Source organism: Pantoea sp. X-Soil-TKNS-1211 (assembly GCF_059730495.1).
Genome location: NZ_AP035953.1, coordinates 1,432,038 through 1,447,605, shown reverse-complemented (window position 1 = coordinate 1,447,605; position 15,568 = coordinate 1,432,038). Strand labels below are relative to the sequence as shown.

Genomic DNA, 15,568 nt, shown 5'->3' with positions numbered 1-15,568 from the left:
ATGGGGTTTCCTATGTCATTCATTTTTCTTATAAAAACCGTCATCTTTTTGCAATGAATATTCTGCCCATCATTTACACCTTTAAGTAAATTCTTAATCCTGACTGACATTTCTTTACGGAAACGGACCTGATCCTGACTGTTTTTTCAGCTGCCGTTACGCTTTTTTTTTGCCAAAAGTGCGCCTCCTTATTTGCGCGTAATTCCTTTACACTGCTGGCTGTTACTTTGATGTTAATAACAACAGGGATTGATTCCAGCATGTCTGCACCTCTGACTGCCAAAAAACTGACGCCGGTGGTTTTCCCTATCGCCGTGCTGCTGATTGCCATGCTGTCGCTACAAGGCGGCGCATCGTTGGCAAAATCATTGTTCCCCACCGTCGGTGCGCCAGGTATTACCGCTTTGCGTCTCGGATTGGGGACTATCATCCTTTGCGCCATCTTTAAACCCTGGCGTCTGCGTTTTAGCCGCGAACAACGTCTACCGCTACTGATGTACGGCCTGGCGCTGGGTTGCATGAATTATCTGTTCTATCTCTCCATCCGTACGGTGCCGTTGGGTGTCGCGGTCGGCCTTGAATTCACCGGACCACTGACGCTGGCACTGCTCGGTTCTCGCCGCCCGCTGGATTTCCTCTGGGTGTTGCTGGCGGTGATCGGTTTATGGTTTTTGCTGCCGATTGGCGAAGGAATTAGTCACATTGATCCGCTGGGTGCGTTGCTGGCAGTCGGTGCTGGTGCCTGCTGGGCGATTTACATTCTGGCAGGACAGCGCGCAGGTGCGGAGCACGGTCCGGCGACAGTGGCGATGGGTTCGCTGGTTGCGTCGATCATTTTTGTTCCACTTGGCCTGACCTTTGCTCATAGTGGTATCTGGCATTGGGAAATTTTGCCGCTGGCGCTGGTCATTGCCCTGCTCTCCAGCGCCATTCCCTATTCTCTTGAGATGATGGCGTTGACACGCCTGCCCGCACGTATTTTTGGCACGCTGATGAGCCTGGAGCCAGCTATGGCGGCGCTGTCCGGTATGTTGTTCCTCGGTGAATTGCTGACGTTAAAACAATGGGTTGCCCTGCTGGCGATCATTATCGCCTCTGCCGGTTCCACCCTGACGATGAAACCGAAAAGCCCGCAAATTAACGAAGTGGATTTAATTCCCCCACAATGATTATGCCCTAAATAATTCGAGTTGCAGGAAGGCGGCAAGTGCGCGAATCCCCGGGAGCTTACTCAGGTAAGTGACCAGGGTGAGGGCTAGCACAGCCAACGTACCTGCAGCTTGAAGTATGACGGGTATATCAATATATTCGGCTGACCATATGACTGGCTGAATATATAAACCATTCTCATTATCAGTTTTTATTTATTACTCATTCCATTTCGTTATTATTTTGCAACATTAAAGAAATATAATTAACATTTATATTTTATCTTATTGATAAATTTGAATTTTCAAAGAAACTCATTATCAGCCGTTTTTAATCGGCAACGTATGATCAATTTGTGTTTACCTATTCCTGATATTGACTGAACCAATCCTGCAAGCCAGGGATGTGCTGCTATACTTAATCCCGTGCTTGATTAGGACAACCCATCAACAAGAGGAATTTAATGATGAGTACCGCAAAACTGGTTAAAACAAAATCTTCCGATCTGATTTACACCCGTAACGACGTGGCTGATAGCGAGAAGAAAGCCACCATTGAGGTGCTCAACCGTCTGGTCGTGGAGTTCATTGACCTGTCGCTGATCACCAAACAGGCGCACTGGAACATGCGCGGCGCGAACTTTATTGCGGTGCACGAAATGCTGGACGGCTTCCGTACCGCGATTGCCGATCATCAGGACACCATTGCTGAACGTGTGGTACAGCTGGGCGGCATTGCGCTGGGCACGACCCAAGTCGTCAATGATAAAACTCCGCTGAAAAGCTACCCGCTAAATATCCACAGCGTGCAGGATCATCTGAAAGCGCTGGCCGATCGTTATGCCATCGTGGCAAACGATGTGCGCAAAGCCATCAGCGAGGTGAGCGACGAAGATAGCGCGGATATTTTCACCGCCGCATCACGCGATCTTGATAAGTTCTTGTGGTTTATCGAATCTAATATCGAATAATCAGTAAATTCTTAATCAGGCGGGTTTTCCCGCCTTTTTTATGCCCGCGTAACATCCTGGTGCTTTTTTTGACACCGTTAACAATTTCTTCATCCCTGCTTTTCCTGGCCTGCGCTCTGGGGCAAACTGTGCCCTGCACCACAAAGGCGTGATGCACCAAATTGGTGCCTCAATATGGTGCACATCGTCCTCTGTAAGCAAAATCGTGTCAGCAACGTTATGCAACCTGCTGATTTCGCGACAAATGAAAAGTTGGCATAGTTTTTTCATATGAACAGCCGCAAATCAGGCCAACAGGTCTGGAAGGTAATAAGGAAAAATGATGAAGTCACTGATTAAAGTCTCCGTGGCAGCCCTGGCGCTGGCCTTCTCTCTTTCATCCACCGCAGCAGATAAAAAATTGGTTGTCGCTACTGACACCGCTTTCGTTCCGTTCGAATTTAAGCAGGGTGACCAATACGTCGGTTTTGATATCGATCTGTGGGCCGCTATCGCGAAAGAACTGAAACTGGATTACACCCTGAAGCCGATGGATTTCAGCGGCATCATCCCGGCACTGCAAACCCGTAACGTCGATGTGGCACTGGCCGGTATCACCATTACCGATGAGCGCAAAAAAGCCATCGATTTCTCTGACGGCTACTACAAAAGCGGTCTGCTGGTGATGGTGCGTAACAACGAAAACGACATCAAAAGCATCGATGATCTGAACGGCAAAGTGGTGGCAGTGAAAAGCGGCACCGGTTCGGTTGATTACGCCAAAGCGCACATCAAATCGAAAGATCTGCGTCAGTTCCCGAACATCGACAACGCCTACATGGAGTTAGGCACCAACCGTGCTGACGCAGTACTGCACGATACCCCGAACATCCTGTACTTCATCCACACTGCGGGCAAAGGTCGCTTCAAAGCGGTTGGCGAGTCAATCTCCGCCCAGCAGTACGGCATCGCTTTCCCGAAAGGTAGCGACGACCTGCGTGAAAAAGTGAACGGCGCGCTGAAAACCCTGCGTGACAACGGCACTTACAACAGCATCTATAAAAAATGGTTCGGCAGCGAACCTAAATAATTCGCATCTTGTTCTATTTTTATCTTTGCAGCAGGGCTGATTCAGCCCTGCTTTTTCCATCGCAACAAATTCTGGAGTTCCACCATGGAGTTTGACTGGAGCGTCATTTGGCCTGCCCTGCCGATTTTGCTGGAAGGCGCCAAAATGACTCTGATTATTTCGGTCCTCGGCCTGGTCGGCGGTTTGATTATCGGCCTGGTGGCCGGTTTCGCCCGCGCTTACGGCGGTTGGATCGCTAACAACATCGCACTGGTTTTCATTGAATTAATTCGCGGCACGCCGATTGTGGTGCAGGTGATGTTTATTTATTTCGCCCTGCCGATGGCCTTCCCGGATCTGCGTATCGATCCGTTCACCGCTGCGGTAGTCACCATTATGATCAACTCGGGTGCCTACATCGCAGAAATCACCCGTGGTGCCGTGCTGTCGATCAACAAAGGCTTCCGCGAAGCGGGCCTGGCACTGGGTCTCTCGCGCCGCGAAACGTTGCGTTACGTGATCATGCCACTGGCGCTGCGTCGTATGCTGCCGCCGCTGGGTAACCAGTGGATTGTCAGCATCAAGGACACCTCACTGTTTATCGTGATTGGTGTGGCGGAACTGACCCGTCAGGGCCAGGAGATCATCGCCGGTAACTTCCGCGCACTGGAGATCTGGAGCGCCGTTGCCATCATCTATCTGGTTATTACGCTGGTGTTGAGCTTTGTGCTGCGCCGTATTGAGAAAAGGGTGAAAATCCTGTGATTGAATTTAAAAACGTCTCTAAAAACTTCGGCCAGACTCAGGTGCTGCACGACATCAACCTGAAGATTAATCAGGGTGAAGTGGTGGTGATTATCGGCCCGTCCGGTTCCGGTAAATCGACGCTACTGCGTTGCATTAACAAGCTTGAAGAGATCACCACCGGCGATCTGATTGTCGACGGTATGAAGGTGAATGACCCGAAAGTTGACGAGCGCCTGATCCGTCAGGAAGCCGGGATGGTGTTTCAGCAATTCCACCTGTTTCCACAGATGAGCGCGCTGGATAACGTGGCCTTTGGTCCGATCCGCGTGCGTGGTGCGAAAAAGGAAGATGCCCATAAGCTGGCGCGTGAACTGCTGGGTAAAGTCGGTCTCGCCGAGCGTGCGCATCACTTCCCGTCTGAGCTTTCCGGTGGTCAGCAACAACGTGTCGCCATTGCACGTGCGCTGGCGGTGAAGCCGAAAATGATGCTGTTCGATAAGCCAACCTCCGCGCTCGACCCGGAACTGCGCCACGAAGTACTGAAAGTGATGCAGGATTTGGCCGAAGAAGGCATGACGATGGTTATCGTTACGCACGAAGTGGGCTTCGCACAGAAAGTCGCCTCGCGCCTGATCTTTATCGACAAAGGCACCATCGCTGAAGATGGCAACCCGGACGAGTTGATCACCAACCCGCCGAGCGATCGTCTGCGCGAGTTTTTGCAGCACGTATCTTAAGCGGGTAGTTTTGTCGTAGCGGCGCGATTTATCGCGCGGGTTTTAACGGTGCGCGATAAATCGCGCCGCTACGACATCCCCTTTCAGACTCTTCACCCGCCCCTACTGTCTATACTTCTCCCTTGTGCCGCTGCGCGTAGCTCAAGGAGAAAGCCATGCTGTTTGCCAGCCCACAATGGCGTCGTGCCATCTGTTGGAGCCTCAGTCTGATTATCTGTCTGTTGCTAATCCCGACCACTCAGGCGGTCACCCTGCCCCAGGCGGCGGTTGCCGCACAGCAATCTTCTTCTCCCGCGACCAGTGACAACACCGCCCCGACGCTGGAGGAGAAAAAAGCCGCCTATGCTGCACTGGCTAACATTCTGGCAAACAACGACTCACGTCAGGAGCTGATCGATCAACTGCGCCAGGCCGCCAACAGCACGTCTACCACTCAGGCCCCCGTGTTGGCCCCGCCGCAGGCGGAGAGTGACGATCCCACGGTGCTGGAAAGCGTTACCAGCGTCACTCGTGAATACGGCGGTGAAGTGGCATCACAGTTTCTTCGCTTGCACGAAAGCATCGTTAACGCACCGCACAAGGCCTTCAACCAACAAACGTTTCTGAATGCCCTGAAGCACTTTGTTGGTCTTGCTGCCGCCGTGTTTGCTTGCTACTGGCTGACGCGTCGCCTGATGTCACCGGTGTGGCAACGCATGGGCCGCTGGGGGCGCAATCACAACCTTGAGCGCAGCAAATGGCTGCATCTGCCCGCCACCATCGTGCTGGCCTTTATCATCGATTTACTGCTGCTGGCATTCACGCTATTTATCGGCCAGATCATCAGCGACAACTACCACGGCGACAACCGCACCATTGCTTATCAACAGGGGCTGTTCCTTAACGCCTTCGCATTGATTGAGTTTTTCAAAGCGGTACTGCGCCTGATTTTCTGTCCGCGCTTCCCTACCCTGCGTTTCTTTCATTTGTCTGATGCGCGCGCCAGCTACTGGAATACCCGCCTGAGCTGGCTCAGCGGCATCATTGGTTATGGTTTATTGGTGGTGGTGCCCATCGTCTCTAATCAGGTCAATATGCAGATTGCAGCGCTGGTTAACGTGCTGGTGATGGGGATCATGACGGTGTGGGCGATGTGGTTGATTTTCCGTAACAGGCGCAATATCCATGAGGAGTTATCGCGTCTTGCCGACCGCAGCCTGAGTTTCTTTGCCCTGTTTATCCGTGCCTTTGGCATGGTGTGGCACTGGTTAGCAAGTGCCTACTTTATCGCGCTATTCCTGCTCTCCATTTTTAATCCCGGCGACAGCCTGAAATTTATGATGTCTGCCACGGTGCGTAGCCTGGCGATTATTTGTATCGCGGCGCTGATTTCCGGCATGTTGACCCGCTGGATTGGCAAAACGCTCACGCTCTCCCCTGATTTGCGACGTAACTACCCGGAGTTACAAAAACGCGTCAACGATTGGGTGAAAGCGATCCTCAAACTGGCGCGGGTGATCACCGTGCTTGCCACCCTGTTGCTGCTGCTGAATGCATGGAACCTGTTTGATCTCTGGCACTGGCTGACGTTGGGTGCCGGGCAGAAGATGGTCGATGTGCTGATTCGTATCGTGATGATTGTGCTGCTGTCGGCGATTGGCTGGACTCTGCTTGCCAGCCTGATTGAGAGTCGTCTGGCCTCGGATTCGCATGGCCGTCCGATGCCAAGCGCCCGTACCCGCACGCTGCTGACGCTGTTTCGCAACGCCCTGGCGGTGGTGATCAGTACCATCACCATTATGATTTTGCTGTCTGAAGTCGGGGTGAATATTGCTCCGCTGCTGGCAGGCGCAGGCGCGCTAGGGCTGGCGGTGTCGTTTGGTTCGCAAACCCTGGTGAAAGATATCATCACCGGTATCTTTATCCAGTTTGAGAACGGCATGAATACCGGCGATTTGGTGACCATCGGCACCATCACTGGCACAGTCGAACGGATGTCGATTCGATCCGTTGGGGTGCGTCAGGATACCGGGGCGTTAAATATCATTCCCTGGTCGTCGATCACCACCTTCGCCAACTTCGTGCGCGGCATCGGTTCGTTCGTCGCCAACTATGATGTTGACCGCAACGAAGACACGGAGAAAGTGAATGCTACCTTGCAGGCGGCGGTGAAAGAACTACTGGAAAATCCGGATATTCGCGGCATGGTGATCGGTGAGCCGAGCTTTGCCGGGTTGGTCGGGCTGACCAATCAATCCTTCACCGTGCGCGTATCCTTCACCACCCAACCGCTGAAGCAATGGTCGGTCAGATTTGCGCTGGATGACAAGGTGAAAAAACATTTTGACGCAGCGGGCATCAAAGCGCCGCATCAAACGGTAGAGGTAATGCAAACCGGCAGCGACATAGCCTCCGCCGCCAGTTTGCCGGCGCTGCCGCCGGGGCCGTGAATTTAGCGTTTCAGCCGCTGGGCGCGTCCGGCTTCCGGCAGGAACGTCCACGCGATAAAGCGGCTCTGCTTCTGACCCTGCGCCATTTCAACAATGCGTACCTCGTACGCATCAAGATCGCGCAGTTGGTCACGCAGCGCAGGCAGATTCTCCTTGCGCGACACCAGCGAGGTGAACCACACAATCCGGTCGGCAAAGGCGACGCTTTCCGCGATCATTTGGCCGACGAACTTACGTTCGCCGCCGTCGCACCACAACTCGTTATGCTGACCACCAAAGTTGAGCGGCGTGTTTCTCTTCAGCCCGAGGTTACGCACTTTACGCTGGCTGCCCGCCGCCGCCGCCTCTGCCGAGGCATGGAACGGGGGATTACACAGCACCGCCTGATAGCGTTCATTTTTGTGCACCACTCCGGCGAAAATCGCCTCGGGTTGCTTCTGACGGCGTAAGCGAATGCCACGCTGCAATCCCGGATTGCTGGCAACAATCTGGTTAGCGGCAGTGACCGCTTCCGCTGTGATATCGGTGCCGGTAAAGCGCCAGCCGTATTCGGCATGACCAATTAACGGGTAGATGCAGTTGGCCCCGCAACCAATATCCATCACATCCACATCGCGCGGAATCACCCCGCCGTTGTCGGTCGCCAGTAAATCGGCCAGCGCATGGATATAATCGGCACGGCCCGGCACGGGCGGTGTCAGATAACCTTCCGGCAGTTGCCAGTTGAGGTTATAAAACAACTTCAGTAGCGCCTGATTGAGCAGCATCACCGCCTGAGGATCGGCAAAATCTACCGACAGCTCGCCGTAACCGTTCGGGCGTACCTTGTCCGCCAGCGGCGGATGTGCAGCAGTCAACGCAGCAAAATCATAACGGCCCTGATGGCGGTTACGCGGATGAAAAGGCGAGGGGGCGGCTGGCTTGTTCATAGGTTCTCCGATCGATAACGCGGCGTAAGATACCCTGTGCCGGACAAAAAAGAAAATTCCTGCCCGTTTTGCGTTACGCTGTTACATTCTGTAGCGGCGCAATTTATTGCGCGATAAATCGCGCCGCTACGCATTCGTACCGTTATTTATTGCGCGGTTTACCCCATGCCAGGAGATGTTATGACGCGCCAGCGCTATTCTTACCAACCGCGTGCCGGTCACGGTTTACCGCACGATCCCCTCAACGCCATCATCGGCCCACGTCCCATTGGCTGGATCAGCTCGCAAAGTGCCAAAGGGGTGCGCAACCTTGCACCTTACAGTTTTTTTAACTGCTTCAACTACCATCCGCCGATCATTGGTTTTGCCAGCAGCGCCTGGAAAGACAGCGTGCGCAATATCAGCGAAAGCAAAGAATTTGTCTGGAACCTGGCGACGCGTCCGCTGGCCGAAGCGATGAACGAAAGCTCCGCCTCAGTACCGCCGGAACAGGATGAGTTTGCGCTGGCGGGTTTGACCCCGATCCCCGCCTCGCATGTCAACGTCAGCATGGTGGCAGAAAGTCCGGTCAACTTTGAGTGTCGGCTGACGCAATGCATCCGCTTGCAGGATGTGCAAGGTACGGAACTGGACAGTTGGCTGGTGCTGGGTGAAGTGGTGGCGATTCATATTGATGAGCAACTGCTGGAAAACGGCATCTACCAAACCACGAAAGCGCAACCGATCCTGCGTGCCGGTGGCCCTTCGGCCTACTATGGCATCAGTGAAGCGTTGCGCTTTGATTTGGTGCGACCGGATGCGCGTCGCCCTTAAACCCGCCAGGCTTTGAGGACCTGCACCGCCGGTTGTACCAGCTGAAGGTTCTCTGCGCACAGCGAAGCAGCAACATATTGCGCGATAAATCGCGCCGCTACGGTAACATGCAAACATGTGTAGCGGCACGATTTATCGTGCGGGTTTTACGGTTTACCCTGCTGCAAAAACGCCTGTAACAAGGGCTTCAACACCTTCTGCAGCTGCGCGGCACGTGCCTGCTGCCAGGTAAACGGCGGGGTTTCATCCATATAATTTATCTGCGCCAACTCCAGCTGTACCGCCTGCACGCCCTGCTCTGGCTGCCCGTAAGCTCGGGTGATATAGCCGCCTTTGAAGCGCCCATTCACCACCCAGCTGTACTCGGTTTGTGCGGCGCACACCGCCTGAATCGCTGCCGTCACCGCCGGTGAACAACTGGTGCCTTGATTGGTGCCGATATTCAAATCCGGCAGACGGCCCTCAAACAGACGTGGGATCACCGAGGCGATGGAGTGCGCATCAAACAACAGCGCGTAGCCGTGTTGCGCTTTCAGACGCGCCAGCTCCTGCTGAATCTGCTGATGGTAAGGTTGCCAGATCGTATCCAGATAGCCCTTGCGCTGCTCTGCCGTCGGCGTTTTGTCCGGCGCAAAGGTCGGCGTGCCATCAAACAGCGTCTCCGGGTACAAACCGGTGGTGGCGGTGGTGTACAACGGCTGATTGTCCGGTGGACGGTTAAGATCGATGACAAAACGTGAGTAGTGCCCAATCAGCACGCTGGCACCGAGATCGCGCACAAAATCGTACAGCAGCGGGATGTGCCAGTCGGTATCCGGCAAACCACGGGCGGCATCACTTAATCCGGCATCGACTTCTGGCGTCAGTTGCGTTCCGGCGTGCGGAATGCTGACCAGCAGCGGCAGCTTCCCTTCGGTAAAATGAAACGGTGTCATTGCGCTTCTCCACGATAGATAACCTGGCACGGCAATTCGCCGCCCAACCAGTAAACCAGTTCCGCCGGACGGGCCAGCGGCCAGTGCACGAAATTCGCCACTTTGCCTGACTCCAGCGAACCATGCGTCTGCTGTAAACCCAGCGCCTGTGCGCCCCACAGGGTCACACCGGCCAGCGCCTCTTCCGGCGTCATGCCGAACAACGTGCAACCCATATTCAACATCAGGCGCAGTGACAGCGCCGGTGATGTCCCCGGATTGGCATCGCTGGCCAGCGCCATCGGCACGCCGTGCTGCCGGAACAGCGCTACCGGTGGCCGCTGCGTTTCACGCAGCAGGTAAAATGCGCCCGGCAGCAGCACCGCAACGGTGCCATGCTGCGCCATCGCCTGTACATCGCTTTCGGTGGCATATTCGAGGTGGTCTGCCGACAGTGCGCCGTAACTCGCGGCCAAAGCCGCACCGCCCAGCGAGGAGAGCTGCTCAGCATGCAGTTTCACCGGCATCCCCAATGCTTTGGCTTTATCAAACACCGCGCTGACCTGTTGCGGCGAGAACGCCAGATGTTCGCAGAACGCGTCAACCGCATCCGCCAGCCCTGCCGCCTTGACCTGAGGCAGCAATCGCTCACAAATAATATCCACCCACCCTTGCGGATTGTCTTTGAACTCGGGCGGGAAGCTGTGCGCAGCCAGACAAGTCGCCAGCACATCGGCGGGAACGGTTTGCGCCAGCTCGCGAATGGCGCGCAGCATCGTTAGCTCGCTGGCTTCATCCAGCCCGTAACCGGACTTGATCTCAACCGTTGTCACCCCTTCCGCCAGCAGGCGATCCAGACGCCAGCGTGCCGAAGCCACCAGTTCTTCCTGAGTCGCAGCGCGGGTCGCACGTACCGTGGAAAGGATGCCACCGCCCTGTGCGGCAATCTCAGCATAGCTGGCACCGTTCAGGCGTTGCTCAAATTCCGCACTGCGGTCGCCGCCAAATACCAGATGGGTGTGGCAATCCACCAGACCCGGCGTGATAATGCCACCGTCGAAGTGGTGCTGCTGTCGCGCGTTAAACGCCGGTAGCTCCCTGCGCGGCCCTACCCACACCAATTTGCCCTGATCCACCGCCAGCGCACCGTCGGCAATCAGGTTGTAGCGGCCCTCGCGCATGGTCACAATATCCGCGCCCAGCCACAGGCTGTCGATCTGCTTCGCTTCTGCCATCCCCCGTGTCCCCTTCGCCTTTGGCGATTTACACTGCTCATCAAAGTATGTATATGTATATACAACTAACCGCCGTGTAGGATCAACCATGACGACTTTTTTTGCCCCCCGGGCATTGCTGGCCGATGGCTGGCATGAGCAGGTGCTGATTTCTGTTAATTCCGCCGGAGTGATTACCGATCTCACCCCCAACAGCGAACCCGATGATGCCACACGCCTGGCAGGAGCGGTGATCCCGGCGATTGCCAATCTGCATTCGCATGCGTTTCAACGCGCCATGGCTGGGCTGGCGGAAGTGGCCGGCGATCCACAGGACAGTTTCTGGACCTGGCGTGATCTGATGTATCGCATGGTGCAGCGACTTTCGCCCGAGCAGGTGGGCGATATCGCCGCGCTGCTGTATATCGAGATGCTGAAAGGCGGCTACAGCCAGGTGGCAGAGTTCCACTATCTGCATCACGATGGTGCCGGGAAAGCCTATCCACATGACGACATGCTGCAACAACTGATGGCCGCCGCAGAAACCGCCGGGATCGGCCAGACGCTGCTGCCGGTACTCTACAGCTACAGCGGTTTTGGTTCACAACCGGCCAGCGATGGTCAGCGCCGTTTTATCCAACAGACCGAAAGCTATCTGCAACAGCAGCAGCGGCTGGCATCTTGGGTCGCCGACAAACCGCTGTTTAATCATGGCCTGTGCTTCCACTCGCTGCGCGCCGTGAACGAAGCACAGATGCGTGACGTGCTGGCTGCCAGCCCGAATCATCTGCCGGTGCATATCCATGTGGCCGAGCAGGAGAAAGAAGTGAACGACAGCCTGGCATGGAGTGGCGAGCGTCCGGTGGCGTGGTTGCTGAATCGCTTTGCGGTCGATCAACGTTGGTGCCTGATCCACGCCACCCATCTCGATGATGACGAAATCGCCCGTCTGGCAGCCAGCGGCGCGGTGGCCGGTTTGTGTCCGACCACTGAAGCCAACCTCGGTGACGGTATCTTCCCGGCGGTGGAGTACATTGCACGTGGTGGACGCTGGGGCATTGGCTCCGACAGCCATGTGTCGCTCAGCACGCTGGAGGAGTTGCGCTGGCTGGAGTACGGCCAACGGCTGCGCGATCGCCGTCGTAATCGCATCACCACTCCCGACCAGGCTTCAGTGGGCGACCTGCTGTGGCAACAGGCGGCACAGGGTGGCGCGCAAGCCTGTGGCATCAATAGCGGTGAGCTGGCGGTTGGTAAGCGCGCCGACTGGCTGGTACTGAAAGCAGATGCCTGGCTAAGTAGCGTGGAGAGTGCCTCACTGCTCAACCGCTGGCTGTTTGCCGGGCAACGCGAGCAGATTCGCGATGTGTTTGTTGCTGGCAAGGCGGTGATTGAACAAGGCCAGCACCCGGCAGAAGAAGCCTGTGCGGCACGCTTTGCTGCAGCCATGAGGGCGTTGCGATGAAAACCCGTTTCGCCTATGACACCTTACCGGTCAGCCGCTGGCGCAACGGCGGTGGTGAGACCCGTGAGATCATCAGCTATCCGCCCGGCACGGCGGATTTTGCCTGGCGCGCCAGTATCGCTACTATCGCCGCTGACGGCCCCTTTTCCCCCTTCCCCGGCATCGACCGGGTGATCACCCTGCTGCACGGTGACAGCGTGTTACTGACCAGCGCGCAGGGCGAACAACAACTTCAGCCACATCAACCATGGGCGTTTCCGGGCGAATGGGCGATCGATGCCCGTATCGGCGCGAGCGCCTGTCAGGATTTCAATATCATGACGCGGCGTGACAGTTGGCAGGCACAGGTGACGGTGCAACAGCAAGCGGTGCAGGCCATACACGGCGTCGCCTGGGTGCTGTCCGGTGTCTGGCAAACCACTGCAGGCGAGTTGCTGGAGGTCAATCAGGGGATGTGGTGGCTGGACGACGAGACGCAGCTGGCACCGCATTCTGCCGATGCCAGCCTGCTGTTTACCGCACTCAGCCGTGTCCTCTGAAGCGGCCCAATAGCTTGTAGCGCGAGCCAGGGTAAAGCAGGCGCGCGTAGGTGACGATTTTGGTGTCGCTCCAGGTCTGACGGCGGATCAGCAAACAGGGTTCGTGCTCGTCCAGCGCCAGATGCTTACGCTGGCGCAAATCCGGCAACACCGCCTCAACGATATGTTCGCCTGCGGTTAACGGCGCGACGCGCATCAAATAGGTGTAGGGTGTCAACTGGTGGTAATCCTGGCTGAGATAATCCGGTGCCACCAGCGGATTCACCAGACGATCTTCCAACTGCACCGGCATATCGTTTTCGTAATGCACAATCAGTGAGTGGTACAAGGTCTGCCCGGTGGATAAACCGAGAACTGCTGCCTGCTCGGGGTCGGCCTTCATCTGCCCGAGCGACAAAATTTTGCAGCTGTGGCGATGACCGCGCTGGGCGATTTCATCGGCGATGTTGTGCACTTCCAGCATCGCGGTGTAACCCTTCATCTCAGCGACAAAGGTGCCCACGCCTTGCATACGCACCAGAAAACCTTCGCTGGTCAATTCGCGCAGCGCACGGTTGATGGTCATGCGACTGACGCCCAGCTCATTAACCAGCTCGCTTTCCGAGGGTACACGTTGATTGGCCTTCCAGTGACCTTCACGGATCTGGCTGATGATTGCCTGTTTAACGCGCTGGTAAATCGGCGCAGGCTCATCACCCATGGCCGCGGCCAATTGTGCTATTGCCGTTTGCTCAACCATATCCTGTTCCTTTTCCTGATAATGCCCAGAGTTTACTGTCTCAGGCGGTAAATGTATATACATCCCACAGTGCAGCCGGCCCATTGCTTGTGCAGCGTTTGCCTTATTACAGTGCAAAGCGCCATGCGCCCTGGATATCCATCCGCATCACCGCGCTGTTCACAGAATGTGATCAATCTGGCACAGCGCTTGCTACTTGTATAGACAAGAATAGACACTTATGCTTCACTCGCATTATTCATGGCATCGCCGACAAAACTTCCACAAGCCAACATTGTCAGTGATTGCCGCTTTACTTGTATAGACAGGAGTAGACTATGTCAGGTTCGGTTCAGAATATTCGCCTCGTTCCCGGTGAAGTGGACCTCGCCACACTGCGCGCGATTTACCAGGGTGGCGTCGCATTAACGCTGGCCGATGAAGCGCGTGGCGCGATCGATCGCGCCAGTGCCACGGTGGATGCCATCGTCGCCTCAGGCAACGTGGTGTACGGCATCAACACTGGCTTCGGCAAACTGGCGCAGACGCAAATCCCGGCGAGTCGGCTTGCCGAGCTGCAACGTAATCTGGTGCTGTCACACAGTGTCGGCCTGGGCGAACTGCTGCCTGACAATGTCACCCGTCTGGTGGTTGCCACCAAGATCATCAGCCTGGCGCGTGGCCACTCCGGCGTACGCATCGCTCTGATCGAAGCGCTGCTGGCGTTATTTAATGCCGGTGTGATGCCATGCATCCCGGAAAAAGGTTCCGTCGGCGCCTCCGGCGACCTCGCTCCGCTGGCGCATCTGTCGCTGATGCTGCTGGGTGAAGGCCAGGTCAGGGTTGATGGTGCACTGATTCCGGCAACCGAAGGTCTGGCGCGCGTCGGCCTGACCCCATTTGTGCTCGGCCCGAAGGAGGGTCTGGCACTGCTGAACGGCACCCAGGTCTCCACCGCGCTGGCGTTACGTGGCCTGTTTGAAGGGGAAAACCTGTTCGCCGCCGGACTGATGGCCGGTGCGCTGTCGCTGGAAGCCATCAAAGGCTCGATTAAACCTTTCGATGCACGTATCCACCAGGCGCGTGGGCAGCAGGGACAAATCAGTGTCGCCGCTGCGGTCAGCGCGCTGCTCGAAGGCAGTGAAATTCTCAGTTCACACGCCAACTGTGGCCGCGTACAAGACCCCTACTCAATCCGCTGCGTTCCGCAGGTGATGGGGGCTTGCCTGGATAACCTGAGCCACGCTGCGCGCGTGTTGCAGATTGAAGCCAACGCCGCTTCAGATAACCCGCTGGTATTCAGCGACAGCGGCGATGTGATTTCCGGCGGTAACTTCCACGCCGAACCGGTGGCATTTGCCGCCGATATTATCGCGCTGGCGGTAGCCGAAGTGGGTGCGATTTCCGAACGTCGCCTGGCGCTGCTGCTGGATACCGGTTTATCCGGTCTGCCACCGTTCCTGGTGCATGATGGCGGCGTGAACTCGGGCTTTATGATTGCCCAGGTGACCGCAGCTGCACTGGCGTCGGAAAACAAATCGCTGGCCCATCCAGGCAGCGTCGACAGCCTGCCGACCTCCGCCAACCAGGAAGACCATGTTTCGATGGCAACCTATGCTGCGCGCCGTCTCGGCAGCATGTGTTTCAACACCGCCGCCGTAGTAGGGATTGAAGCGATGGCTGCCGCGCAGGGCATTGATTTCCATCGCCCACTGCAAAGTTCCAATACTATCGAGCAGGAGATGAGCCGCATCCGCGCACAAGTCGCCTTCCTCGATCAGGACCGTTTACTGGCGCCGGATATTGACACCATGCGCCTGTGGGCCAGCAGCAATGCCTGGCCGGAAGCACTTTCTGCGCTGCTGCCGAGCATGCGCACCACCAATGTTGAATAAA

At 56.1% G+C, this 15,568-nt stretch carries 14 protein-coding genes; 10 read left to right on the top strand and 4 right to left on the bottom strand.

The genetic code is table 11. The features are described from left to right. Positions 1–260 precede the first annotated feature (260 nt). The 6 genes from rhtA to ybiO all read left to right on the top strand — a co-directional run bounded on the left by rhtA (position 261) and on the right by ybiO (position 7,080). Complete coding sequence (gene rhtA, locus AC6I8W_RS06895; protein WP_497837511.1) at positions 261–1,169, top strand: threonine/homoserine exporter RhtA; 909 nt, start codon at positions 261–263, stop codon at positions 1,167–1,169. A 446-nt stretch (positions 1,170–1,615) separates the two neighbouring features. Continuing rightward, positions 1,616–2,119 carry a DNA starvation/stationary phase protection protein Dps gene (dps, locus tag AC6I8W_RS06890; protein ID WP_497838124.1) on the top strand — a complete coding sequence of 168 codons (504 nt, stop codon included), beginning with the start codon at positions 1,616–1,618 and terminating at the stop codon, positions 2,117–2,119. Positions 2,120–2,441: 322 nt separating this feature from the next. Next, entirely contained in the window at positions 2,442–3,188 is a 747-nt protein-coding gene (glnH, locus tag AC6I8W_RS06885; RefSeq protein WP_497838123.1) for a glutamine ABC transporter substrate-binding protein GlnH, read from the top strand. Between the two features lie 84 nt (positions 3,189–3,272). Next, positions 3,273–3,932 (top strand): glutamine ABC transporter permease GlnP, encoded by a 660-nt coding sequence (gene glnP, locus AC6I8W_RS06880; protein ID WP_013508435.1) that lies wholly within the window; start codon positions 3,273–3,275, stop codon positions 3,930–3,932. Continuing rightward, positions 3,929–4,651: a glutamine ABC transporter ATP-binding protein GlnQ gene (gene glnQ, locus AC6I8W_RS06875; protein ID WP_497837510.1), complete on the top strand. Its 723-nt coding sequence runs from the start codon at positions 3,929–3,931 to the stop codon at positions 4,649–4,651. The genes glnP and glnQ overlap by 4 nt, the downstream gene beginning before the upstream one ends. 155 nt (positions 4,652–4,806) lie before the next feature. Beyond that, positions 4,807–7,080 (top strand): mechanosensitive channel protein, encoded by a 2,274-nt coding sequence (gene ybiO, locus AC6I8W_RS06870; RefSeq protein ID WP_497837509.1) that lies wholly within the window; start codon positions 4,807–4,809, stop codon positions 7,078–7,080. Between the two features lie 2 nt (positions 7,081–7,082). On the opposite strand, the gene rlmF is transcribed toward ybiO, so the two are convergent. Beyond that, positions 7,083–8,009: a 23S rRNA (adenine(1618)-N(6))-methyltransferase RlmF gene (gene rlmF / locus AC6I8W_RS06865; protein ID WP_497837508.1), complete on the bottom strand. Its 927-nt coding sequence runs from the start codon at positions 8,007–8,009 to the stop codon at positions 7,083–7,085. Between the two features lie 180 nt (positions 8,010–8,189). Here rlmF and AC6I8W_RS06860 point away from each other — a divergent pair, with 180 nt between their 5' ends. Then, the gene (locus tag AC6I8W_RS06860; protein ID WP_497837506.1) at positions 8,190–8,822 is read left to right on the top strand and encodes a flavin reductase family protein; all 633 of its coding nucleotides are present in this window, start codon (positions 8,190–8,192) and stop codon (positions 8,820–8,822) included. A 146-nt stretch (positions 8,823–8,968) separates the two neighbouring features. Here the strand turns inward: AC6I8W_RS06860 and hutG are convergent, their stop codons facing one another. Then, positions 8,969–9,757, bottom strand: coding sequence for an N-formylglutamate deformylase (gene hutG / locus AC6I8W_RS06855; protein ID WP_497837505.1), 789 nt, complete (start codon positions 9,755–9,757; stop codon positions 8,969–8,971). Further along, positions 9,754–10,971, bottom strand: coding sequence for an imidazolonepropionase (gene hutI / locus AC6I8W_RS06850; RefSeq protein WP_497837504.1), 1,218 nt, complete (start codon positions 10,969–10,971; stop codon positions 9,754–9,756). Before hutI ends, hutG begins: the two co-directional genes overlap by 4 nt. 88 nt (positions 10,972–11,059) lie before the next feature. Here hutI and AC6I8W_RS06845 point away from each other — a divergent pair, with 88 nt between their 5' ends. After that, on the top strand, positions 11,060–12,415 hold the full coding sequence (locus AC6I8W_RS06845) for a formimidoylglutamate deiminase (protein WP_497837503.1): 1,356 nt from the start codon (positions 11,060–11,062) through the stop codon (positions 12,413–12,415). Continuing rightward, positions 12,412–12,954 (top strand): HutD/Ves family protein, encoded by a 543-nt coding sequence (locus AC6I8W_RS06840; RefSeq protein ID WP_497837502.1) that lies wholly within the window; start codon positions 12,412–12,414, stop codon positions 12,952–12,954. Before AC6I8W_RS06845 ends, AC6I8W_RS06840 begins: the two co-directional genes overlap by 4 nt. Here AC6I8W_RS06840 and hutC read toward each other — a convergent pair. Further along, entirely contained in the window at positions 12,938–13,693 is a 756-nt protein-coding gene (hutC, locus tag AC6I8W_RS06835; protein WP_013508421.1) for a histidine utilization transcriptional repressor HutC, read from the bottom strand. The two genes, AC6I8W_RS06840 and hutC, sit on opposite strands and share 17 nt — an antisense overlap. Positions 13,694–14,010: 317 nt before the next feature. On the opposite strand from hutC, the gene hutH reads away from it, so the two are divergent. Then, positions 14,011–15,567 (top strand): histidine ammonia-lyase, encoded by a 1,557-nt coding sequence (gene hutH / locus AC6I8W_RS06830; protein ID WP_497837501.1) that lies wholly within the window; start codon positions 14,011–14,013, stop codon positions 15,565–15,567. The last annotated feature ends 1 nt before the right edge of the window (position 15,568 follow it).